This window comes from Zoogloea sp., from assembly GCF_041908905.1.
Lineage (GTDB): Bacteria > Pseudomonadota > Gammaproteobacteria > Burkholderiales > Rhodocyclaceae > Zoogloea.
The window spans coordinates 216,677-241,131 of sequence record NZ_JAYREK010000002.1; the positions used below are offsets into that span (position 1 = coordinate 216,677).

General features: G+C 71.3%; 14 protein-coding genes. 10 read left to right on the forward strand and 4 right to left on the reverse strand.

From position 1 onward, the window contains the following. Nucleotides 1-41: 41 nt before the first annotated feature. Nucleotides 42-1,661, reverse strand: a complete 1,620-nt coding sequence (locus ACE3OU_RS02840) for an NAD+ synthase (protein ID WP_374240018.1) — start codon at nt 1,659-1,661, stop codon at nt 42-44. 75 nt (nt 1,662-1,736) lie between these two features. Between ACE3OU_RS02840 and ACE3OU_RS02845 the strand changes: the two genes are divergently transcribed. After that, a complete protein-coding gene (locus tag ACE3OU_RS02845) occupies nt 1,737-2,495 on the forward strand; it encodes a peptidogalycan biosysnthesis protein (RefSeq protein WP_374240019.1) in 759 nt (252 codons plus the stop codon). On the opposite strand, the gene ACE3OU_RS02850 is transcribed toward ACE3OU_RS02845, so the two are convergent. After that, nucleotides 2,458-3,669 (reverse strand): IS4 family transposase, encoded by a 1,212-nt coding sequence (locus ACE3OU_RS02850; protein ID WP_374240094.1) that lies wholly within the window; start codon nt 3,667-3,669, stop codon nt 2,458-2,460. The genes ACE3OU_RS02845 and ACE3OU_RS02850 overlap by 38 nt on opposite strands. Nucleotides 3,670-3,763: 94 nt before the next feature. Here ACE3OU_RS02850 and ACE3OU_RS02855 point away from each other — a divergent pair, with 94 nt between their 5' ends. From ACE3OU_RS02855 to ACE3OU_RS02885, 7 genes are all read left to right on the forward strand, one after another. Next, nucleotides 3,764-4,240 carry a peptidogalycan biosysnthesis protein gene (locus ACE3OU_RS02855; RefSeq protein WP_374240020.1) on the forward strand — a complete coding sequence of 159 codons (477 nt, stop codon included), beginning with the start codon at nt 3,764-3,766 and terminating at the stop codon, nt 4,238-4,240. A gap of 230 nt (nt 4,241-4,470) precedes the next feature. Beyond that, nucleotides 4,471-5,889: an efflux transporter outer membrane subunit gene (locus tag ACE3OU_RS02860; protein ID WP_374240021.1), complete on the forward strand. Its 1,419-nt coding sequence runs from the start codon at nt 4,471-4,473 to the stop codon at nt 5,887-5,889. Nucleotides 5,890-5,902: 13 nt separating this feature from the next. Beyond that, nucleotides 5,903-6,973, forward strand: a complete 1,071-nt coding sequence (locus ACE3OU_RS02865) for an HlyD family secretion protein (RefSeq protein WP_374240022.1) — start codon at nt 5,903-5,905, stop codon at nt 6,971-6,973. Continuing rightward, nucleotides 6,970-9,714: a ribosome-associated ATPase/putative transporter RbbA gene (gene rbbA / locus ACE3OU_RS02870; protein ID WP_374240023.1), complete on the forward strand. Its 2,745-nt coding sequence runs from the start codon at nt 6,970-6,972 to the stop codon at nt 9,712-9,714. Before ACE3OU_RS02865 ends, rbbA begins: the two co-directional genes overlap by 4 nt. Nucleotides 9,715-9,725: 11 nt before the next feature. After that, complete coding sequence (locus ACE3OU_RS02875; RefSeq protein ID WP_374240024.1) at nt 9,726-10,865, forward strand: ABC transporter permease; 1,140 nt, start codon at nt 9,726-9,728, stop codon at nt 10,863-10,865. 29 nt (nt 10,866-10,894) lie between these two features. Beyond that, a complete protein-coding gene (locus ACE3OU_RS02880; protein WP_374240025.1) occupies nt 10,895-12,730 on the forward strand; it encodes a PHA/PHB synthase family protein in 1,836 nt (611 codons plus the stop codon). Nucleotides 12,731-12,762: 32 nt separating this feature from the next. Beyond that, nucleotides 12,763-14,091 carry a ferric reductase-like transmembrane domain-containing protein gene (locus ACE3OU_RS02885; protein ID WP_374240026.1) on the forward strand — a complete coding sequence of 443 codons (1,329 nt, stop codon included), beginning with the start codon at nt 12,763-12,765 and terminating at the stop codon, nt 14,089-14,091. 7 nt (nt 14,092-14,098) lie between these two features. Here the strand turns inward: ACE3OU_RS02885 and ACE3OU_RS02890 are convergent, their stop codons facing one another. Then, nucleotides 14,099-15,352, reverse strand: coding sequence for an MFS transporter (locus tag ACE3OU_RS02890; RefSeq protein ID WP_374240027.1), 1,254 nt, complete (start codon nt 15,350-15,352; stop codon nt 14,099-14,101). A gap of 67 nt (nt 15,353-15,419) precedes the next feature. After that, a complete protein-coding gene (locus ACE3OU_RS02895; RefSeq protein WP_374240028.1) occupies nt 15,420-20,093 on the reverse strand; it encodes a PAS domain S-box protein in 4,674 nt (1,557 codons plus the stop codon). A gap of 462 nt (nt 20,094-20,555) precedes the next feature. On the opposite strand from ACE3OU_RS02895, the gene ACE3OU_RS02900 reads away from it, so the two are divergent. Further along, complete coding sequence (locus ACE3OU_RS02900; RefSeq protein WP_374240029.1) at nt 20,556-22,295, forward strand: SulP family inorganic anion transporter; 1,740 nt, start codon at nt 20,556-20,558, stop codon at nt 22,293-22,295. A gap of 104 nt (nt 22,296-22,399) precedes the next feature. Further along, nucleotides 22,400-24,451 (forward strand): elongation factor G, encoded by a 2,052-nt coding sequence (gene fusA / locus ACE3OU_RS02905; protein WP_374240030.1) that lies wholly within the window; start codon nt 22,400-22,402, stop codon nt 24,449-24,451. The last annotated feature ends 4 nt before the right edge of the window (nt 24,452-24,455 follow it).

The following is a 24,455-nucleotide window of genomic DNA, read 5'->3' on the forward strand; positions in this document are numbered from 1 at the left end:
TGGAATGGTCAGTCGGTGTGGGTGCTGCGGCCGGGCCGCGCTCAGGCATCGCGGTAGCGGGAGGTGATCGGATAGCGCCAGTCCTTGCCGAAGCCGCGCTGGGTGACGCGGATGCCCGGCGGGGCCTGGCGACGCTTGTACTCGTTGCGCCGGAGCATCCCCACGGTGCGCAGCACGTCGGCCTCCGGATAGCCACGGGCAACGATCTCCCGCGGCGAGAGGTCTTCCTCCATGTAGGCGGCGATGATGGCATCGAGCACCTCGTAGGGCGGCAGGGAGTCCTGGTCGCACTGGTCGGGCTTGAGCTCGGCCGACGGCGGGCGGGTGAGGATGTTGTCGGGGATCACCGCACCGCCGGGCTGGGCGTTACGCCACGCGCACAGGCGATAGACGAAGGTCTTGTAGATGTCCTTGATCACCGCAAAACCGCCGGCCATGTCGCCGTAGAGGGTGGCGTAGCCGGTGGCCATCTCGCTCTTGTTGCCGGTGGTGAGCACGATCGCGCCGGTCTTGTTGGAGAGGGCCATCAGCAGCATGCCGCGGATGCGCGCCTGGAGATTCTCCTCGGTGGTGTCGGCAGGCAGGCCGGCGAACAGCGGGGCGAGCAGGCCGGCAAAGGTGTCCATGGCCGGCTCGATGGCGATCTCGTCGTAGCGCACGCCGAGGCGGCGGATCATCTCGCGGGAGTCGTCGAGGCTCATCTGGGCGGTGTAGGGCGAGGGCATCATCACCGCGCGCACCTTGTCGGCACCCAGGGCGTCGACGGCGATGGCCAGCGTGAGCGCCGAATCGACGCCCCCCGACAGGCCGATGATGGCGCCGGGGAAGCCGTTCTTGCCCAGGTAGTCGCGCACGCCGAGCACCAGCGCGTCGTACACCTCGGCTTCCACCGGTCGGGGCTCCGGCACGGACCGGTCGAGCCAGGCGCCGTCGGCGAAGCGCAGCACCGCAAGCTCCTCGGCAAACGAGGCGCCCTGCCAGGCAAGCGTGCCATCCCGGTCGAGGGCGAAGGAGCCGCCATCGAAGACCAGCTCGTCCTGGCCGCCCACCAGGTTGCAATACACCACCGGCAGGCCGGTATCGGCGATACGCTCGCGCAGCACCTCGTAGCGCAGCGCCTGCTTGTTCATGTGGAAGGGCGAGGCGTTGAGCACCAGCAGCAGCTCGGCCCCCGCGCCGCGGGCCACGTCGGCGGCGCCGGATTCCCACACGTCGGCGCAGATGTTGACGCCCACCCGCACGCCCTTCAGCTCGAACACGCAGGCCTCATGGCCCGGCTCGAAGTAGCGCTCCTCGTCGAAGACCTCGTAGTTGGGCAGGCGGTGCTTGAAGTAGGTGCGCGCCACGCGGCCGTCCTGGATCACCGCGGCGGCGTTGAAGCGCTCGCCGGCCCGCTCGGCCGGGTAGCCCACCAGCACCGTGATGCCCTGCACCTGCGCCGCCAGCGCGTCGAGGGTCTCGGCGCAGGCCTGCAGGAAGGCCGGCCGCAGCAGCAGGTCTTCGGGCGGATAGCCGCACAGGGCGAGTTCGGGGGTCAGCAGCACATCGGCACCCGCGGCCTTGGCGCGGGTTGCCGCATCGAGGATCCGGCGCGCATTGCCGGAGAGGTCGCCCACGACACAATCGAGCTGGGCAACCGCGACGGAAAGAGGGAGTTTCATGGGGCGACACTATACCGCGAAGCCGTGCCCGTCCGCGCGTCCGCCATGCCGCCGGGCCGGTGTAGGATGACCGCCATGCCGACTTTCCACCTCCACAAAGCCCTCGCCGAGATCCCTGCCAACAAGTGGGACGCCCTCGCCGGCCAGGCGCCCCTCGCCCACGCCTTCCTGAGCACGCTCGAAGCCTCCGGCTGCGTCGCCCCGCGCACCGGCTGGACGCCCCGCCACGCCAGCCTGTGGGAGGGCGACACGCTGCTCGCCGCGATGCCGCTCTACCTCAAGGCCCACTCCTACGGCGAATACGTGTTCGACTGGGCCTGGGCCGACGCCTATCAGCGCCACAGCCTCGACTACTACCCCAAGTGGCTCGCCGCCCTGCCCTTCACGCCGGTCCCCGGCAGGCGCATCCTCGGCCGCAACGAGGCCAGCCGCCGCGCGCTGCTCGGCCAGGTGCTGGCCCTGGTGCGCCACTCGGGCGCCTCGTCCTTCCACCTGCTCTTCCCCACCGCCGAAGAGGCCGGCTGGCTGCAGGAGGCCGGGCTGGCGCTGCGCCATGGCGTGCAGTTCCACTGGCACAACGCGGGCTACCGCAGCTTCGACGACTTCCTCGGCCGCCTCACCCACACCAAGCGCAAGAAGATCCGCCAGGAGCGGCGCAAGGTGGCTGAGGCCGGCGTGAGCTTCCGCATCCTGCGCGGCGCCCAGATCACGGACGCGGACTGGGCCTTCTTCCACGCCTGCTACGCCCGCACCTACGCCGAGCACCGCTCCACCCCCTACCTCCAATGCTCCCAACTTAAGCCGCCTTATATGCCAAATGCTGATGCGGCTTGACGCGTCGTGGCCTGGGAAAACTTCGCTCGGGCTGGATGTGGCAGCGGGCGTGTGAGATGGCGTCGAGCACGGTCTGTAGCTGGTTTCGGGCGTGTTCGAGCGCCAGGAGGCAGCCGGCGAGGATTGGTTTGAGGGCACCCTGGGCGTAGGTTCGATTGGGGCGTGAGGCGGCGTCGGGCGGCTCCGTCTCGGCGCTGAGCAGCTGGCAGAGGTTGTCGGCCAGGACCTTGGCGGCGAAGTCCTGCTGAAAGGCGAGATAGGTGAGCCCGCTGGGCGCCTCAAGGCGCAGACGATGCTTGATTCGCTTGAAGGCCTCCTCGACCCGCCAGCGGCGGTGATAGAGCGCCCCGAACTGCTCCGCCGGGTAGCGCCGGGCATCGAGCAGGTTGGTCATCAGCACGCGGATGTTGCCGCCGGGCGTGACGTCACGAATCAGGCGCACCGGGGTCGGAACGGGCTGGATCTCGTAGATCGACGCCTCGGCCGCGCGCGGCGCGGCAAGCGTCACCACCTGCTCGGAGGCGCCCGAGCGCAGGAAATCGGCGACACAGCGCCAGCCCCGGGTGTCGGCCCGCAGGCAAAAGCCCAGCCCGCGCTGCGCCAGGGACGCCACCATCGTGTTGCCGACATAGCCGCGGTCGAGCACCAGCAGGTCGCGGCCGGCATCGAGTTCGTCCAGCGCCTCGAACAGCATCTGGCGCTCCGAACCGTCGGCCGGATGCAGGCTCGCGTGCAGCGTCAGCTCGGCCCCGGGCAGAAACAGCGCGAAGGCGTAGTGATCGGCAGACAACTTGGCGTTGGCGCGGGTCGAGACGCGCAGCCGGGAGGCGTCCGCCGCCACCACGCGCAACCCGTTCCAGCGCGCCGCATCGATCCGTGGCTGCGCCAGCGCCAGCAAGTGCCGGCCGGCGAGCCGGAACAGCTCCGCCGAAAATCCCTTTCGCGCCTTGCTGAAGGCCTGGGCGCTGACCTCCCGACTGCGGACCGCCATGCCCTTCAGCTGGCCGAACAAGGTGTCGAGTTCAGTCTGCACACTGGCACACATCCCGGACATCATCATCGCCGCGATGCGCGGCAAGGTCAGGTGGCGATCGCGGGTAAAAGCGCCTGGGCGCAGGCGCACTTGATCGACCAGGGCTGGGTCGAGGAGAAACCTGGAAAACTCATCCAGCAGCGATTGGGGATCGAGTGTTTGAGTTCATAGTCTCTATTTATCAATGACTTAATGGCATTGATTTTACCGGGGACGGCGCAGGTTCACAAGGGGGGTGGCGTTAAGTTGGGAGCATTGCCCCTACCTCACCCGGGGCTTCTTCACCGACTACGGCCGCCAGGCCGGCGACGCCTGCGTGCTGATGATCGCCGAGCGCGGCGAGCAGCAGGTGGCGGCGAGCTTCTTCCTGCGTGACGCCGACGCCCTCTACGGCCGCTACTGGGGCGCCATCGAATACATCCCCTGCCTGCACTTCGAGGCCTGCTACTACCAGGCCATCGCCTACGCCATCGCAGAAGGCCTCTCCCGCTTCGAGGGCGGCGCCCAGGGCGAGCACAAGCTGTCGCGCGGCCTCGAGCCGGTGCGCACCACCTCGGCCCACTGGATCGCCGACCCGCGTTTTGCCGACGCGGTGGCCGACTTCCTGGCGCGGGAGCGCGGCGGCGTCGAGGACTACCTCGACGAACTCTCCGAGCACCTGCCCTTCCGCGCCGACGCTTCAGCACCAGACGACGGCGGAACTTTGCCCTGAATCAAGGGGAGTGCATTTCGTCTGGCCGAAGATCGCCTCCGGCCTTGCCCCGCCGCCCCGGCGGTGTTACGATACGAATCGGCAACGTTACCGTGACGCCATGGGCAGGCATCCCCCCTGCCGACACCGGCCGGGAGATCGGCCTGCGGATCACGGGCACGCCACGCCGACCGCCCCCTTGCATTACGGCCCAGGGCAGCAACACGCCGGTCCCCCGGCAGGAAGCCACCGTGAAGCCTCACCGCCAAGCCCATATCCCCCTTCTCCGCCTTCTCCGCCTGCGCTCCTTCGGTCTGTTGGCCTGTGCCGCCCTGGCAGCCTGCGCGACCCCCGACGGCCCGACGCCCCAGCCCCTCCCCGCGGCCTACCCGGCAGCCCCCAGCGAAGCCGCCGCCCGCCCGCCCGACTGGAACGCCCTCTTCGCCGACCCCCGGCTGCGCGAGTTGACCGCCGGCGCCCTCGCCCACAACCGCGACCTGCGCGTGGCCATCGCCCGGGTCGCCGAGGCCCGCGCCGCCTACGACATCCAGGAAGCCGCCGGACGCCCGGCCGTCGAGCTCGGCGCCAGCGGCACCCGCAGCCGCACGCCGGCCGACCTGTCGGTCACCGGCCGCGACAAGATCGGCGGCAACTACCGGGCCGGCGCCAACCTGGTCAGCTACGAGATCGACTTCTGGGGCCGCGTGAAGAGCCTCAACGAAGCCGCCCTCAACCAGTTCCTCGCCACCGACGAGGCGCGCCGGGCCTTCGAGCTCGGCCTCGTCGCCCAGCTCGCCAACACCTACCTGCTCGGCCGCGAGCTCGACGAGCGCATCGTGCTGGCCCAGAAGGCCCTGGTGACCCGCGAGGAATCCTTCCGCATCATGGCCCGGCGCGCCGCGGTGGGCAGCAGCTCCGACCTCGAACTGCGCCAGGTGGAATCCCTGCTCCTCAACACCCGCGGCGAGCTCGCCGCCCTCGAACGCCAGCGCGCCCAGAACGACGCCCTGCTGCTGCAGCTCACCGGTCATGCCCCGGCCCCCACGCCGCCGCCCGCGCCGCTCGCCGAGCAGGGCCTGGAAGGCCCGCTGCCGCCCGGCCTGCCCGCCGAGCTCCTCACCCGCCGGCCCGACATCCGCGCCGCCGAAAAGCGCCTCGCCGCCAGCCAGGCCAGCATCCGCGCCGCCCGCGCCGCCTTCCTGCCCAACATCACCCTCACCGGCTTCGGCGGCGCCTCCAGCGCCGAGCTGGACGGCCTCTTCCGGGGCGGCGCCAGCACCTGGAGCTTCACCCCGGCGCTGCGCCTGCCCCTCTTCGACGGCGGCCGCAACCGCGCCAACCTCAGCCTCGCCGAAGCCCGCCAGCTGGTCGCCGTGGCCGACTACGAGGCCACCATCCAGGCCGCCTTCCGGGAGGTCTCCGACGCCCTCGCCGCCCGCCACTGGCTGGCCGAGCAGGTGCGCGCCCAGCAGGCCCTGGTGGCCACCGAATCCGACCGCGCCCGGCTGGCCTCCCTGCGCTTCGAGCGCGGCGTGAGCAACTACCTCGACGTGCTCGACGCCCAGCGGGCGCTGTTCAACGCCGAGCAGGCCCTGGTGCAGCTGCGCCGCGCCCTGATGGCCAGCACCGTCAACCTCTACAAGGCCCTGGGGGGCGGCGAGCCCCGCTAGCAAAGGACACACGATGAACCCCGAAACCCGAACCTGGCTGCGCCGCGGCGCCCTGCTGGCCGTGGCGCTGGTGGCCGCCCTGCTGGCCTGGAAGACGCTCCGCCCCGCAAGCAACGACGGCAGCTTCGTGAAGGGCAACGGCCGCATCGAAGCGGTCGAAGTCGACGTGGCCGCCAAGCTCGCCGGCCGGGTCGCCGAGATCCTGGTGAACGAAGGCGACTTCGTGAAGGCCGGCGACGTGATCGCCCGCATGGACACCCGGGCCCTCGACGCCCAGCTCGCCCAGGCCAGGGCCCAGGTCGCCAACGCCCGGAGCGCAAAGCAGACTGCCCTCGCCCAGCTCGCCCAGCGCAGGGCCGACGCCACCATGGCCGAGGCCCTGCTGGTGCAGCGCAAGAGCGAACTCGAGGTGGCCCGGCGCACCCGCGACCGCTCCCAGGCCCTGCTGGCCGACCGCGCCACCTCGGCCCAGCAGGCCGACGAGGACGCCGCCCGGGCGCGCAACGCGGAAGCCAGCGTGGCCGTCGCCCAGGCCCAGATCACCGCCGCGAAGGCCGCCATCGGCGCCGCCGAGGCCCAGGTCGCCCAGGCCCAGGCCGGCATCGACGCCGCCGTGGCGGTGGTCGAGCGCCTCGCCACCGAGCTCGAGGACGGCGTGCTGCGTGCCCCCCGCAGCGGCCGCGTGCAGTACCGCGTGGTGCAGCCCGGCGAGGTGGTGGGCGGCGGCGGCAAGGTGGTGAGCCTGGTGGACATCGCCGACGTGTACATGACCTTCTTCCTGCCCGAGGTGGCCGCCGGCCGCGTGGCGCTGGGCAGCGAGGTGCGCATCGTGCTCGACGCCGCCCGCCAGTTCGTGATCCCGGCCCAGGTGTCGTACGTGGCGAGCGTCGCCCAGTTCACCCCGAAAACCGTCGAAACCCAGAACGAGCGCCAGAAGATGGTCTTCCGCGTGAAGGCGCGCATCGCCCCCGAGCTGCTGCAGAAGTACCCCGAGCAGGTCAAGACCGGCCTGCCCGGCATGGCCCACCTGCGCCTCGACGCCAGCCAGCCCTGGCCGGCGGAGCTGGAAGTCCGCCTGCCATGAGTGACGACGCAAGCGTCGTCCGGCTCACCGGCCTCACCCACCGCTACGGCCCGGTGCGGGCCGCCGACGGGGTCAGCCTGGAGATCCCCGCCGGCCGCATGGTGGGCTTCATCGGCCCCGACGGGGTGGGCAAGTCCACCTGGCTCGGGCTGATCGCCGGGGCGCGGCAGATCCAGCAGGGGCAGGTCGAGGTGCTCGGCGGCGACATGGCCGCCGCCCGCCACCGGGAAGCCGTCTGCCCGCGCATCGCCTACATGCCCCAGGGCCTCGGCAAGAACCTCTACCCTACCCTGTCGGTGTTCGAGAACATCGACTTCTTCGGCCGTCTGTTCGGCCAGGGCCGCGCCGAGCGGGCCCGCCGCATCGCCGAGCTGCTGGCCGCCACCGGCATGGCTGCCTTCGCCGACCGGCCGGCCCACAAACTCTCCGGCGGCATGAAGCAGAAGCTCGGCCTGTGCTGCGCCCTCATCCACGACCCCGACCTGTTGATCCTCGACGAACCCACCACCGGCGTCGATCCCCTGTCCCGCCGCCAGTTCTGGGAGCTCATCGCGCGCATCCGCGCCAAACGGCCCGGCATGAGCGTGCTGGTCGCCACCGCCTACATGGAAGAGGCCGAGCAGTACGACTGGCTGGTAGCCGTCGACAACGGCCGGGTGCTGGCCACCGGCACGCCCGCCGAGCTGCGCGCGCGCAGCGGCACCGCCAGCCTCGAGGAGGCCTTCCTCGCCCTGCTGCCCCCCGAGCGCCGCGACGGCCACAGCCGGCTCACAATCCCGCCGCTGACGGCCGGCGAGGTGGTGATCTCGGCCCGCGGCCTGCAGATGCGCTTCGGCGACTTCATCGCGGTGGATGACGTCAACCTGGAAGTCCGCCGTGGCGAGATCTTCGGCTTTCTGGGCTCCAACGGCTGCGGCAAGTCCACCACCATGAAGATGCTCACCGGCCTCCTGCCGCCCACCCGCGGCGAGGCCCGGCTGCTCGGCGAGGTGCTCGACGCCACCAACATCGACACCCGCCGGCGGGTCGGCTACATGTCCCAGAGCTTCTCCCTGTACGGTGAGCTCTCGGTGCGCCGCAACCTGCAGCTCCACGCGCGCCTGTTCCGGCTCTCCCAAGCAGAGGGCGATGCCCGCATCGCCACGCTGGCCGAGCGCTTCGACCTCGGCCCGGTGATGGACGCCCTGCCCGACGCCCTGCCCCTGGGCATCCGCCAGCGCCTGCAGCTCGCCGTCGCGGTGCTCCACCGGCCCGACGTGCTGATCCTCGACGAGCCCACCTCGGGGGTCGACCCGGTGGCCCGCGACCGCTTCTGGGAACTCATCATCCAGCTCTCGCGCCAGGACGGGGTGACGATCTTCATCACCACCCACTTCATGAACGAGGCCCAGCGCTGCGACCGCATCTCGCTGATGCACGCCGGCCGCATCCTGGCCAGCGACGCCCCGGCCGCACTGATCGCCGCCCGCGGCGCAGCCAGCCTGGAAGAAGCCTTCATCGCCTGCCTCAGCGACGCCAGCCGCAACGAAGCCAGCCAGGCCGGCGAACCCGCCGCCGAACCGGCCCCCCCCCCGGCGCCCGCCGCCGCACCGCCGGCCCGGCCACCCCGCCCGGCGCGCTTCAGCCTGGCACGGCTCCTCAGCTTCAGCGCCCGCGAGGCCACCGAGCTGCGCCGCGACCCCTTCCGCCTCACCCTGGCGCTGCTCGGCACGGTGATCCTGATGCTGGTGATGGGCTACGGCATCAGCACCGACGTGGAGAACCTCAGCTACGCGGTGCTCGACCTGGACAAGAGCGTCGCCAGCGAGGCCTACACCCTGGAGATTTCCGGCTCCCGCTACTTCTCCGAGCAGCCGCCCCTCGAGAGCCACGCCGACCTGGACGCCCGCATGCGCGCGGGCCGGCTGGCGATGGCCCTCGAGATCCCGCCGGGCTTCGGCCGCGACCTGGCCCGCGGCGCCCGCCCCGAGATCGGCCTGTGGCTGGACGGGGCCATGCCGATGCGCGCCGAGGTCGCCCGCGCCTACATGATCGGCCTGCACACCCGCACCCTCACCGAGGCGGTTGCCCAGGCCACCGGCAGCCACGCGGCGGGCCTCGCCGGCATCGAGGTGCGCTACCGCTACAACCCCGAGATGCTCAGCCTGGTGGCGATGGTGCCGGCGGTGATCCCGATGCTGCTGGTGTTCATCCCCGCCATGCTCACCGCCCTCGGCGTGGTTCGCGAGAAGGAGCTCGGCTCCATCCTCAACGTGTACACCACGCCGGTCAGCAAGCTGGAGTTCCTGCTCGGCAAGCAGTTGCCCTACATCGGGCTGTCGCTGTTCAACTTCGCGCTGCTGTTTTTGCTGGCGATCTTCCTGTTCCAGGTGCCCTTCAAGGGCAGCCTGCTCACCCTGTGCGCCGGGGCGCTGGTGTATGTCACCGCCACCACCGGGCTGGGGCTCCTGATGTCCACCGTCACCGACAGCCAGATCGCCGCGATGGCCGGCACCTCCATCGGCACCCTGCTGCCGGCGATCCAGTTCTCGGGCATGCTCGATCCGGTGTCGTCCCTCGAAGGGGCCGGCGCGTGGGTCGGCGCGGCCTACCCCACCACCCACTTCCTCACCATCAGCCGCGGCACCTTCGCCAAGGCCCTCGACTTCGCCGATCTGGGCGGCGCCTTCGTGCCGCTGCTCGTCGCGGTGCCGGTGCTCACGCTGCTGTCGATGCTGCTGCTGCGCAAGCAGGGCCGCTGACGGAGACCACGATGGCCCCCCGCTCCAGCCTCCTCAACAACACCTGGCACCTGGGCCTCAAGGAGTTCCACAGCCTGCTGGGCGACATGACGATGCTGTTCCTGATCGTCTTCATGTTCACGGTGGCGGTCTACGCGGACGCCCACTCCAAGCCCGAGAGCCTGCACCGGGCCGCGGTGGCGGTGGTGGACGAGGACCGCTCCCAGCTCTCGGCGCGCATCGTCGCCGCGCTGCAGCCGCCCCAGTTCATCCCGCCGGCCCAGCTCGACCTCGCCGAGATGGACCGCTACATGGACGCCGGGCGCTACACCTTCGTGCTCGACATCCCGCCCAACTTCCAGCGCGACGTGCTGGCCGGCCGCCAGCCGGCGATCCAGCTCAACGTGGACGCCACCCGCCAGATCCAGGCCCAGACCGGCACCGGCTACATCCAGAGCATCGTCGCCGAGGAGATCCGCGCCTTCGCCCAGCGCGGGCGCGCCGCCCCGCCGCCGCCCGTCGAGCTGGTGCCGCGCAGCCTGTTCAACCCCAACTTCAGCGCTGCCTGGTTTGCCGCGGTGACGGCGGTGATCAACAACGTCACCCAGCTTGGCATCCTGCTCACCGGCGCCGCGCTGATCCGCGAGCGGGAACACGGCACCATCGAACATCTGCTGGTGATGCCGGTCACACCCCTCGAGATCATGCTCTCCAAGCTGTGGTCGATGGCCGTGGCGGTGCTGGTGGCGTCGAGCCTGTCGCTGAAGGTGGTGGTCGAGGGCTTCCTGGCCGTGGAGGTGCCGGGCTCGCTGCCGCTGTTCGGCGTCGCCACGCTGCTCTATCTGTTTGCCGCCGCCTCGATCGGGATCTTCATGGGCACCCTGGCCCGCAACATGCCCCAGTTCGGGCTGATGTCGATCCTGGTGCTGCTGCCGCTGCAGATCCTGTCCGGCGCCCTCACCCCGCGGGAGAGCATGCCCGAGCTGGTGCAGGTGCTGATGTCCTTCGCCCCCACCACCCACTACGTCAGCCTGGCCCAGGCGGTGCTCTTCCGGGACGCCGGGGTCGGCGTGGTGTGGCCCCAGTTCCTGATGGTCGCGGCGATCGGCGCCGCCTTCTTCGCCCTCGCCCACCACCGCCTGCGCCAGACGATCAGCGCGATGCAGGCCTGACCCCTGAATCCGCCGAAAGGATAGACACCATGAACACCCCCCGCCCGCCCCGCCGCAAGGCCGCCGCCCGGAAAACCCCGCCCAACCCGCCCGCCGTGCGCCCGCCCGCACCGCTGGCCAACACGCCCCCGCCGGCGCCCGCGGCCCCCTGCCGCAACCCCCTCGACCTGCGCTTCCAGGCTGCGGTGGCGCGGACCACCCTGTCGATCGCGCCGGTCTCGCTGCTCCTCGCCACCGTCGACTGGGCGGCCCACCTGGCCGGCTCGCCGGGCAAGCGGCTGGAGCTGGTCAACCTGGCCCAGGAGCACCTGCGCCGCATAACCGAATACGCCGGCAGCGTGGCCTTCGCCAGCCCCGGCTTTCCGGCCCTGCGCTGCATCGCGCCGCCGGCCCAGGACCGCCGCTTCGCCGACCCGGCCTGGCAGAACTGGCCGTTCAACGTGATGCACCAGTCCTTCCTGCTCGCCGAGGAATGGTGGCAGGCCGCCACCACCGGCATTGCCGGCGTCTCGCCCCACCACGAGCACGTGGTGTCGTTCACGGCGCGCCAGCTGCTCGACGTGCTCTCGCCGGGCAACTACCTGCCCACCAACCCGGTGGTGCTGCAACGCACCGCCAGCGCCGCGGGGCTCAACCTGCTGAATGGCCTGGGCAACCTCACCGACGATGCCGCCCGCCTCCTCACCGGGCAGCCGCCGGCCGGCGCCGAGGCCTTCGCGGTCGGCCGCGACGTGGCGGTGACCCCCGGCAAGGTGGTGCTGCGCACCCCGCTGATGGAACTGATCCAGTACGCCCCGACCACCGGCCAGGTGCGCCCGGAGCCAGTCCTGATCGTCCCGGCGTGGATCATGAAGTACTACATCCTCGACCTGTCTCCCCACAACTCGCTGGTGCGCTACCTGGTGGGCCAGGGTTTCACGGTGTTCTGCATCTCCTGGAAGAACCCGGGCAGCGCCGAGGCCGAAATGGGCATGGACGACTACCTGCAGCTCGGCTTCTTCGCCGCGCTGGATGCGATCGGCGCCATCGTGCCGGGCCGCAAGGTGCATGCCGCCGGCTACTGCCTGGGCGGCACGCTGCTCAGCATCGCCAACGCCGCGATGGCCCGCGACGACGACGAGCGCCTCGCCTCGATGACCCTCTTCTGCGCCCAGACCGACTTCACCGAACCCGGCGAGCTGGCCCTCTTCATCGACGAGGGCGAGGTCAGCCTGCTCGAGGCCCAGATGGCCGAGACCGGCTACCTCACCGCCGGGCAGATGGCCGGCGCCTTCCAGCTGCTGCGCTCCTACGACCTGCTGTGGTCGCGGATGGTGGGCGAATACCTGATGGGCGAGCGCCCGCCGATGAACGACCTGATGGCCTGGAACGCCGACACCACGCGGATGCCGGCCCGCATGCACAGCCAGTACCTGCGCCAGCTCTTCCTCAACGACGCGCTCTCCGAGGGCCGCTACCTGGTGGGCGGCCGCCCCATCTCCCTGTCCGACCTGCGCACCCCGAGCTACTGCGTCGCCACCCTCACCGACCACGTGGCGCCCTGGCGCTCGGTGCACAAGCTCCACTACCTCACCAGCGTCGAGCTGCGCTTCGTGCTCACCAACGGCGGGCACAACGCGGGCATCGTCAGCGAGCCGGGCCGGCCCCACCGCCACTTCCAGGCCCTCGACCGGCCAGCCTACGAAAACTACATTGCCCCGGACGACTGGCTGCAGCGCGCCCCCCGCCACGAGGGCTCCTGGTGGCCCGACTGGTCGGCCTGGCTGCAGGCCCGCTCCGGCGCCCCCGTGGCCCCCCCGCCCCTGGGCAACGCCGCCTGCCCGGCGCTCTGCGACGCCCCGGGCAGCTACGTGCTCGAAAAATAGCCCTCCTGCCGGAACACCCAGAAAGCCCCGCCATGCGTCACATCCAGCTCACCCTCGCGGCCCTCCTCGCCGGGCTCACCCTCCTGTGGCTGCAGGCCGAGCCGGGTGCAGGCGCGGCCCTGCCCTTCTTCACGCTGCGCGCGGCGATGATGAACTACACGGGCATCCTCGGCATCGGCGTGATGAGCGTCGGCATGCTGCTGGCCCTGCGCCCGGTGCGTCTCGAGCCCTGGCTGGGCGGCCTCGACAAGGCCTACCGGCTGCACAAGTGGCTGGGCATCAGCGGGCTGGTGATCGCCATCGTCCACTGGGCCTGGGCCAAGGTGCCCAAGTGGGCGGTGGGCTGGGGCTGGCTCGAGAAACCCCGGCGCGGCCCGCGCCCCGAGGAGACGGTGGAGATCTTCCGCATCCTGCGCGAGCAGCGTCACCTCGCCGAGGAGATCGGCGAATGGGCCTTCTATTCGGTGGTGATCCTGATCGCCCTGGCGCTGATCAAGCGCTTCCCCTACCGCTATTTCTTCCAGACCCACCGGCTGATGGCGGTGGTGTATCTGGTGCTGGTGTTCCACTCGGTGGTGCTGATGAACTTCGGCTACTGGAGCCACCCGGTCGGACCGGTGATGGCGCTGCTGATGGCCGGTGGCAGCGTCGCCGCGGTGGTGTCGCTGCGACACCAGGTAGGCGCCCACCGCCGGACCCTCGGGACCATCGAGGAGCTCGCGCGCCACCCGGACAACCAGGTGCTCAAGGTGGCCATCAAGCTGCAGGGGCGCTGGCCGGGCCACCAGGCCGGGCAGTTCGCCTTCGTCACCTTCGACGCCGCCGAGGGCGCCCACCCGTTCACGATCTCCTCGGCCTGGCAGGGGGACGGGCGGATTTCCTTCCTGATCAAGGGCCTCGGCGACTACACCCGCCAGCTGCCCGACACCCTCGCGGTGGGCCAGCCGGTAACGGTGGAAGGCCCCTACGGCCGCTTCAGCTTTGCCGGCGGCAAGGCCCGGCAGGTGTGGGTGGCCGGCGGCATCGGCATCACCCCCTTCATCGCCCGCATGCAGGCCCTCGTCCAGGCCCCCGACGGCAGGGCGGTGGATCTGTTCTACTGCACCAGCGCGCCGGACGAAGGCTTCATCGGCAAGCTGCGTCAGCTGGCCAGCCAGGCCGGCGTGGGGTTGCACGTGCTGGTCAGCCCGCGGGACGGGCGGCTCGACGCCGCGGGCATCGCCGCCGCGGTGCAGGGCTGGCAGGCGGCGGATTTCTGGTTCTGCGGCCCGACGGCATTCGGCAGCGCCCTGCGGGCAGCCTTCTGCGCCCGGGGGCTCCGGACGGACGACTTCCACCAGGAGCTCTTCGAGATGCGCTGAGGCTGCGTCAGCGCGCCGCGCAGGCGGCCTGGGCCACCGGATGGGCCTCGCGGATGGGCACGTTGATCAGCGCGGCCAGGGCCGCCAGCACGATGTCGGCGACAAACATGGTGTCGTAGTTGCCGAACTCCACCAGCGCCAGGCCGCCGAGCCAGGCGCCGAAGAACGCCCCGATCTGGTGGGACAGCAGCGTGAGCCCGAACAGGGTGCCCAGGTAGCGCAGCCCGAACAGCTTGCCCACCAGCCCCGCGGTGGGCGGCACCGTGGCCAGCCAGGTGAGGCCGAGCCCGAAGGCAAACACATAAAAGGTGAGATCGGTCTTGGGCGCCACCAGGTACAGCCCCACCATCACCGCCCGCGAGGCGTACATCCAGAACAGCAGCCATTTCATGCGGTAGCGCTGGGCGAGCCAGCCCGCGCCCAGGCCGCCGAAGATGTTGGCCAGCCCGATCAGCGCCAGCGAGTTGGCCGACACGCTGCCCGGCAGGCCGCAGAGGTCCACCGCGCCGGGCAGATGGGTGGCCAGAAAGGCGATATGGAAGCCGCAGGCAAAGAACCCGGCGTGCAGGCACCAGTAGCTGCGGTCGGCAAAGGCGATGCGCAGCTGGTCGGTCATGCCCACGCCCACCGCGCCGCCGCCCTCGGGGTGCTCGGCCTTGTGGCGCAGCGGCCAGGAGACGGGGATCGTCAGGAGGGCGATCACCGCCAGGCTGAACAGCGCCGTCGCCAGCCCGAAGCCGGCGATCAGCCACTGGGACAAGGGCGCAAAGACGAACAGCCCGAAGGAGCTGCCCGCATTGATGAGGCCCGACGCGAAGGCCCGCCGCGCCGCCGGCAGGCGCAGCGAGACGGCGCCCAGCAGCACCGAGAAGCTGCCCGCCCCGGCTCCGCCGGCAACCAGCACGCCGAGGCTCAGGGTGAGCCCCAGGCTGCTGTCCACGAAGGGCGTCAGGGCCATCCCGGCGGCCATCATCACGGCCCCCACGAACAACGACAGCCCCGGCCCGAAACGGTCGGCCAGGGCGCCGAAGAGAGGCTGGGCGACCCCCCACATGATCTGGGCGACGGCCAGCGCGAAGCTGATGGCGGCAATGCCGAGGCCGGTGGCCTCGTTGATGGGCGCGACGTAGAGCCCGAGGCTCATCCGCACGCCGGTGGTGACCAGCAGCACGCTGGCGGCGGCGAGGACCAGCAGCCAGAACGCCCCGACCGGCGGGGTGGCGGGCGCGGGGGAGACGGACGGGGACGGCGGGGAGTTCATGGCGTACCGCGGAATGCTGTCGGGCTGGGGGGCCGGGCAGCATCCCTCACGCGGGGCGCCAAGTCAATCAGGGCTTGCGGCCACGCAGGATGGCCAGGGCGGCCGGAAAGTCGTAGGCGGCAAGGGCCCCCTCGAAGCCCGCGGCAGCCTCGCCGAGGGCGCTGCGGATCAGCGGCGCGGCCTCCCGGGCCTGCTTGATGACCATCACGTTGCCCTCGTCGAGCAGGGTCTCGAGGCGCTTGAGGGTCTCCTCGGCCGCAGCGGCGCTGGCGGCGGCGTCCGGCGGGCTGGCGGCGGCTGCGGCGGCAGCCTGGGCCGCGGCGACGGTGTCGGCATCCGGCAGGCGCAGGATGGCCGCCACGATGACGGCCTGGGCGGCCTGGACCGCACTCAGGCGTGCCTCGACGACGGCCGGGTCCAGCCCTTCGCGGATGGCCGCCTCGAGCTCGGCCGCCAGCGCCTGGACGTCGGTGGCGCCGATCATCCCGGAGACCCCCTTCAGGGAGTGGGCCAGCCGGCGCACCTCGTCGGTGTCGCCGGCGGCCCGCGCCGCCCGGATGCGCTCGCCGTCGGCGGCATGGCCGTCGGCGTATTTGCGCAGCAGGCGCAGGTAGTTGGGGATGCGCCCACGCAGGTTCTTGAGCCCGTAGGCAACATCGAGCCCCGGCACCTGGTCGAGCAGGCTGCGGATGTCCTCCCCGGCGGCGGGGGGCGGCGCGGCGGCGACCGCTGCGCTGCCGCCCTCGGGCAGCCACTGCAGCAGTTTGGAGTAGAGCATGGCCGGATCGACCGGTTTGGAAAGGTGATCGTTCATTCCTGCCTCCAGGCAACGTTGTCTGTCTTCACCGAACGCGTTGGCGGTCATCGCGACGATGGGCACCTGGGTCCGGCCGCGGCGCCGGATCTCCATGGTCGCGTCGAGACCGTCCATCACGGGCATCTGCATGTCCATCAGGATCAGATCGTAATCGGTCGCGCAGGCTTTTTCGACGGCCTCGGCGCCATTGTCGGCGAGATCCACCCGCAGGCCGGCGCCTTCGAGCAGGCACACCGCCACCTCCTGGTTGATCGGGCTGTCCTCGACCAGCAGCACCCGCTCGCCGCGATGGCTGCGGGCGAGCTTGAGCTCGGCGTCGGGCAGGCCGGCGAGCGGCGGCACCTCGGGCCTGCGCCCCCGGTGCAGCGCGGTGAGGATGGCGCCCTGGAGGCTGGACAGGGTCACCGGCTTGGCCAGCACCCCCGCCGCCCCGAGCGCCAGCGCCCGCTCCAGCGCCTGGGCGTCGTCACCGATCGGCATCAGGATGCAGCGCGGGGAGCGCGTGAGGCGCAGCCGGGCGACCTCGCAATCGGCCAGCGCGGCCTCCACGCCCCGGGTGCCGGCATCGAGCAGCACGACCTCGAAGGGGTCCCTGGCCGCGTCGGCGGCCTGCAGCCGGGCGGCCGCCTCGGCCTTCGAGGCACACACATCCACCCTCGCCTGCAGGCTGCGGAGCATCGCCCCGAGGGCCACCCGCGACGCATCCAGGTCGTCCACCACCAGCACCCGCAGGCCGGTCAGCAGGCCGTCGGTCCGGGGTGCCGCAGGGCCGCGGGCCAGACGCACCCGGAACCAGAAGTGGCTGCCCTGGCCGAGGGTGCTGTCGGCCCCCGCCTCACCGCCCATCAGGCGCGCCAGATGGGCGGTGATGGCGAGCCCCAGCCCGGTGCCGCCGAAACGCCGGGTGGTGGAGGCGTCGGCCTGCTCGAAGGGCCGGAACAGCCGGCTCAGCGCCTCGGGCTCGATGCCGATGCCGGTGTCGATGACCTCGAAGCACAAGTGCACCTCGGCCTCGTCCTCGGCATCGATGCGGGCGCGCAGCTGCACCACGCCGGAATCGGTGAACTTGACCGCGTTGCCGAGGTAGTTGAGCAGCATCTGGCTGAGGCGGGTCGGGTCGCCGCGCAGCATGTCCGGCACGTCGGCGACATCGACGACCACCTCGACCCCCTTCTGGGCGGCCCGGTCGGCGATCAGCGCGCAGACCTTGCGGACCACCTCCTCGAGGTGGAAATCGGCCTCGTCGAGGGTCAGGCGGCCGGCCTCGATCTTCGAGATGTCGAGGATGTCGTTGATGATCGTGAGCAGGTGCTCGGCCGCGTCGCTCACCTTGACCAGGCGGGCCTGGGCCTCGACGTCCGGGACGCTGCGGCGCAGCAGGTGGGTGAGCCCGATGATCGCGTTCATCGGCGTGCGGATCTCGTGGCTCATGTTGGCGAGGAAGACGCTCTTGGCGCGGTTGGCCGCATCGGAGGCCTCACGGGCCGCCTCGAGCTCGACCGAGCGCTCCGACAGCACCCGGTTGGCGTCTTCCAGCTGGCGGGTGCGCTCGGCCACCCGCTCCTCGAGCTGGTCCCGGTAGCGGGCCAGCTCGGCCTCGGCGCGCTTGCGCTCGGTGATGTCCTCCTGGACGCTCAGGTAGTGGGTAATGCGCCCGTCGGCCTGGACCACAGGCGAGATGCGCGCGTACTGCACCACCACGCGGCCATCGCGGCGCCGGTTGTGGAACTCGCCCTCCCAGGCCTGCCCGGCGCGCAGGGCCGACCACAGGGAGACGTAGGTTTCCGGCGGCGTCTCGCCGGAACGCAGGAAACCCGCCTTCTGGCCCAGCACGTCGGCCACCGGGTAGCCCGAGCTCTCGGCGAAGGCCTGGTTGACGTACTCGATGGTGCCGGCGGTGTCGGTGATGATCACGCTCGCCCGGCTCTGGTCGAGGGCCTGGGAGAGCTTGTGCAACTGGGCGTCGGCGGCGTGCTTGGCGGTGTTGTCACGCCACACCCCGGCCACGTAGCGGCGGCCGCGGATCTCCACCGCGCGGTAGTTCAGCTCGACCTCGCGGGCGCTGCCGTCGGCGTGGCGATACCAGCTCTCGAAGGGCGCCAGGCTCTCGCCCCGCTTGAGCGCCTCGAGTCTGGACTCGGTCTCTTCAGTGATCTCCGGGCACTTGATGTCGCGCAGGGTCAGCCGGGCAAACTCGTCGCGGGAATAGCCCAGGCTCGCGCAGGCCGCGTCGTTGAATTCGGTGAAGTGCAGCGTCTCGAGGTCGAGCAGCACGATGCCGTCCGCCGCCTGGTTGACGATGGCGCTGTAGATCTCCTCCCGCGCCCGCAGGGCCTCCTGGTCGCGGCGCAGCGGCGTGACGTCGCGCAGGATGCCGAACACCCCGGCAGGCCGCCCGTCGGCACCGAACAGGGGGCCGCGGGTGGTCAGCATGAAACGCCGCCCGGCGGGGGTGTCGAAGACCTCCTCGCGGGAGATCTCGGCGCCGCCATCGATCACCTCCTGCTCGGCCCGGCGGGCCCGCGTGCCCGCTTCCGGCGGGAGCAGCGCCTCGTCGGTGTGGCCCAGCATGTCGGCGCGGGACAGGCCATGGAGTTCGCAATACGCGCCGTTCAGGAAGGTGTATCGCCCCTCCGTGTCCTTGGCGTACATCAGGTCCCGCGAGCCCTCGGCGATCACGTCGAGCAGCTGCAGCTCGCGCAGCTGGCGGCCCTGGACCGCCTCCCGCTGCAGGCTCAGCACCAGGGACCGCCGCTGGGCGAACCACGCCGCGGCGCCGATGGTCGAGAACAGCGCGAAGGCCGCCGCCGCGGTGATCCACAACACCCGCGGGCGGGAAGCCTCATACACCTCGGCCTCGTCCATCTTGGCCACCAGCAGCCAGTCGGTGCCGGGCACCTCGCGCCCCACGCCCAGCACCGGCGTCCCCCGGTAGTCGTTGGCCGTCAGGGCGCCGCCGCGGCGGAGCGGCTGCTCGGAGACGATCACGCCCAGCGCGTCGCGCCGGGTCAGGGGCATCCGCCCCTCGGGGAGCATGTCGTGGCGCAGCGGCGAGATGAACTGCAGCGCGTCACCGTCGCGCCGGAACAGCTGGGTCTCGGCGGTCGCGCTCGCCACGGGCCAGTCCTGCACATACTCGAACAGCTCCCGCTGGGGATCGACCTGCAGGACGATCACCAGCGGGAGCCCGGCGACGCGGGCGCTCATGGGGGCGACGAAATCGAGGTGATCCACCGCGCGCCCGGGCCCCGCGTCACGGTAAAAGGGGGTCTCGACCGGCCGGGCCTCCCGCGCGGCCCGGCGCACGGCCTGCTGGAGCGGCGGCGCCACGACGAAATCCCCGCCGCTGCTCAGCACCACCCGCGCGTCGGCGTCCAGCACGGCTACCCGCCGGTAGCGGTACGGGCTGCGCACCCCTTCGAGAAACGCCGTGAGCCCGGCCCGGATCCCCGGCTCCTGGCGGCGCGCCATCTGCTCGGGGCTCAGCACGATGTCGGCGCTGGCCGCCGCCGCCAGCGCATCGGCCCGTCTTTCGTAGAGCCAGCGGTTGATCTGCCCGACCTTCAGGTCGGCGACGGCCTCGAGGCTGCGGCCCTGCTGGGTGATGTGCTCGTGGAGCGTCACCACCACCCCCGCCGCGCCGAGGGCCACCACGCCCAGGGCCAGACAGGCGAACGGCAGCCACACCGCGCCCAGCCCGCCCGAGGGCTCGCTCTCGCCGGCCTGATCGCCGGAACGGGCGCGCAGCAGGCCCCACAGCAACAGCGAGGTCACGACCACGAAGGCCCAGCCCTTCAGGGTGCTGGCCAGCAGCACGGCCTCGGGGTCGCTCAGCAGCAGGGCGACCAGACTGTCGGAGAACAGCACCCACCCGGCGGCGAACAGCGCGTAGATCAGCGCGACCCCGGTGGCCGGTGAATTCACACCCACCTCCCGGTCACGGCGGACGCCGCCCGCCGCGCCGCGCCGCGGGCCACGCGGGGCACGGGCGGAGCGATGGGCAGGACGCAGGGAAAGCTGGGCAAGGGAAATTCCGCTTCAATTCTAGGGACGACGGCCGGACACGCCCGCAGGGAAGCACGGCAAGGCCGGAAGCCCGCCCGTCACGGCCCGCGGACGCCCTTCCGGCCACCGCTGACGGTGACCGCAAAACGAAGGGCGAAACGAAGTATCCATGGGATGGGCGGGCTGCAGGTAAAAAAACCGTCGGCTGGCGTTTTGGGTCGGACACCGGGAGTGGCCCACTCATTATCGACCGGCTCCGCCGCATCTTTAGCAAGCCTGCAGGCAGGTGCCGAGCCGTGCGCGCCAAGCTAAACTGCGGCCCTTGCCGAGCCTTCCGGACGCGCGCCGGCCAAACCGGCCGCCCGACGCCGCCCTCTCCCCATGTCCCTCGCCACCAACCGACTGCTGCATCGTCTGCTGCCCTTTCTCGCCTGGCGCCATCAGCTCGATGCCGCCACCCTGCGCACCGACCTGATGGCCGGCGTCACCGTTGCGCTGGTCGCGATCCCCCAGGCCCTGGCCTACGCCCAGCTGGCCGGCATGCCCGCCTACGTGGGGCTGTACGCCTCGCTGCTGCCCTGTATCGTGGCGGCCCTGTTCGGCTCGTCACCCCAGCTCAACACCGGGCCGGTGGCGCTCACCAGCCTGCTCACCGCCGCCGCGCTGGCTCCCCTGGCCCTGCCCGGCTCGGAGACCTGGCTGGTGCTGGCCGTGCAGCTGGCGCTGCTGGCCGGCCTGTTCCAGCTGGCCTTCGGCGCCCTGCGCCTCGCCCATTTTGCCGACCTGCTGTCCTACCCGGTGCTCCACGGCTTCATCAACGCCTGCTCGGTGCTGATCTGCCTGGCCCAGCTGCCGGCGCTGCTGGGCGTCGCCGGCGCCGGCCAGCTACCCTTTGTCGAGGGGCTGGTGCATCTGGCCCGCAGCCTGCCCGCCACCCACCTGCCGTCCCTGGCCCTGGGCGCCGCGGCGATCGTGCTGCTGAGCCTGCTCGCCCGCTTCGCGCCGCGCTGGCCGGGCATGCTGCTGGTCATCGCCGGGCTGGGCACGCTGGCCTGGCTGGGCGGCTTCGAGGCCGACGGCGGCCGGGTGGTCGGGGCCCTGCCGGAGCAGGTCGTCGCCCTTGCGCTGCCGGCCACCGACTGGCGCCAGATCACCGACCTGCTGCCCGCGGCCTTCGTGCTGGCCCTCGTGAGTTTCCTCGAGGCCATGTCGAGCTGCAAGGTCGCCGCGGCGCGCACCGGGCAGCGCTGGGACGGCAACCAGGAGCTCATCGGCCAGGGGCTCGCCAAGCTCACCGCGGCCGTCTGCCAGGCCTACCCGGTGAGCGGCTCCTTCGGGCGCTCGGCCTTCCTGCTCCACGCCCGGGCCCGCACCGGCCTCGCCTCGGTGGTGGGCGCCCTGATGGTGCTGGCGGCCCTGCTGGCGATCCCGGGCCTGATCGCCCACATCCCGCGCCCGCTGCTGGCGGCGGTGATCCTCGTCACCGTGGCCAAACTGCTCAGCCTCGCGCCCCTGCGGGAGGCCTGGCGCAGCAGCCGGGACGACGGCCTGGCCGGCACCGTGAGCTTCGTGGCCACCCTGGCCTTCGCGCCGCACATCGAGATCGGCATCCTGTCGGGGCTGCTGATCTCCCTCGCGCTGCTGATCTACCGCAGCATGCGGCCGCGGGTCGCGGTGCTCGGCCGCCACCCGGACGGCACCTGGCGCGACGCCCGCCGCTTCGGCCTGCCGCCGGCCCACCCGTCCCTCACCATCCTGCGCTTCGACGGCCCGCTGCACTTCGTCAATGCCGCCACCTTCGAGGACGCGGTGCTCGCCGTGGAGCGCGAGCACCCCCGGCTCAAGGTGCTGCTGATCTCCTCGGCAGGGATCAACGACATCGACGCCAGCGGCATCGACACCCTGCGCCGGCTGCACCGCCAGCTCACCGCCAGCGGCCGGCTGCTGGCCTGCTGCGGGCTCAAGAAGCAGGTCATCGACGTGCTCGAACGCACCGGCCTGTGGGCCGAGCTCGGCCCCCACGCCGCCTATCGCAACGAGGACGACGCCCTGCCCCGGCTGCTGCCCAGCCTGGGCGCGCCGCCCCCGCCCCCCGCGCCACGCCGCGGACTGGAGTGGTAGGGCGCGCCTTTGTTGACCTGGATCGTTGTGATGGGGCTTGCCAAGGCAGATACTTTCGGGATCAGGCTTTCGGTTCTCAGAATAATCACAGCAAGGGAGCAAGCATGACCCCCACCTCGGTCCGCGACATCCGCAACCTCACCCTCCTCGGCCAGTCCGGCAGCGGCAAGACGACGCTGCTCGAGCGCCTGCTGCTGGCCGCCGGCGCGATCGCCGCCGCCGGCTCCGTCGAGAAGGGCGACACCGTCAGCGATTACGATCCCCAGGAAAAGGCCTCCGGGCACTCCCTCTACGCCAGCCTCGCCCATCTCGAACGGGCCGGCCACTGGATCAACCTCCTCGACACCCCGGGCCTGCCGGATTTCCTCGGCCGCGCGCTGGCCACGCTGCCGGCGGTCGAGACCGCGGTGGTGGTGGTCAATGCCGCATCCGGCGTCGAGACCGTCACCCGGAAGATGATGGACGCCGCCGCCGAGAAGTGCCGGATGATCGTCGTCAACCGCATCGACGCGCCGGGGGTCGACTTCGCCGCCCTGCTCGACCGCCTGAAGGCCGCCTTCGGCAAGGAATGCCTGCCGATCAACCTGCCCACCGCCGGCGGCGAGCGCGTCATCGACTGCTTCTTCGCGCCCGACTACGACGCCACCCCGGCCTTCTCCAGCGTGCGCGAGGCCCACGACCAGATCGTCGACCAGGTGGTCGAGGTGGATGAAGACCTGATGGCCCTCTACCTCGAACAGGGCGAATCCCTGCAGCCCGAGCAGCTCCACGACCCCTTCGAGCAGGCCCTGCGCGAGGGCCACCTGATCCCGGTGTGCTTCACCTCGGCCCGCACCGGCGCCGGCATCGACGAGCTGCTCGACATCATGGGGCGCCTGCTGCCCGACCCGACCGAAGGCAACCCGCCCCAGTTCCTGAAGGGCGAAGGCCCGGCGGCCCAGCCGGTCAGCGCCACCACCGACGCCGACCAGCACGTCATCGCCCACGTGTTCCAGGTCAGCAACGACCCCTTCCGCGGCAAGCTCGGCCTGTTCCGCATCCACCAGGGCACGGTCACGCCGAGCACCCAGCTCTTCATCGGCGACGCCCGCAAGCCCTTCAAGGTCGGCCACCTGCTGCGCGTGCAGGGCAAGACCCAGACCGAGATCGACGTCGGCATCCCCGGCGACATCTGCGCGGTGGCGCGCATCGACGAGCTCCACCGGGACGCGGTGCTCCACGACTCCCACGACGAAGACCACTTCCACGTGGCCCGGCCGCGCTACCCGCAGCCGGTGTTCGGCCTGGCGCTGCTGCCCGAGAAGCACGGCGACGAGCAGAGGCTCTCCGAAGCCCTGCACCGCCTCCTCGACGAAGACCCCTGCCTCAGCGTCGAGCGCGACATGCAGGCCAAGGAGACCGTGATCCGCGGCCTCGGCGAGGTGCACCTCAAAACGGTGCTCGACACCCTCAGGAGCCGCTGGAACCTCGGCCTCGACACCCGCCCGCCGGCCATCCCCTACCGCGAGACCATCGCCGGCACGGCCGAGTCCCGCTACCGCCACAAAAAGCAGAGCGGCGGCGCCGGCCAGTTCGGCGAGGTGGCGCTGCGGGTCGAAGCCCTGGAGCGTGGCGCCGGCGTACAGTTTGCCGACGAGGTGAAGGGCGGCACGATCCCGGGCAACTTCATGCCGGCGGTCGAGAAGGGTGTCATGCAGGCCATCGAGGAAGGCGTGATCGCCGGCTTCCCGCTGCAGGATCTGCGCGTGGTGGTCTTCGACGGCAAGCACCACGCGGTCGACTCCAACGAGATCTCCTTCGTCACCGCCGCCCGCCACGCGGTGCAGGAGGCCGCCCAGGCCGCCAAGCCGGTGGTGCTGGAGCCGCTGGTCACCCTGACGGTGCGGGTGGCCGACGAGCATTTCGGCGGCATCAGCGCCGAGCTCTCCGGCCGCCGCGGCCGCGTCACCGGCACCGACAGCCCGCAGCCCGGCTGGACCGAGATCACCAGCCAGATCCCGATGGCCGAGATGGAAGGCTTCGAGTCGCGCCTCAAGTCGATCAGCGGCGGCGACGGCAGCTGCAGCATCGCCTTCAGCCATTACGAACCGGCGCCCTTCGACGTCCAGCAGCGCCTGGCGAAGGAACACGCCGGCAAGCGCGGCGGGGAACAGTGACAGG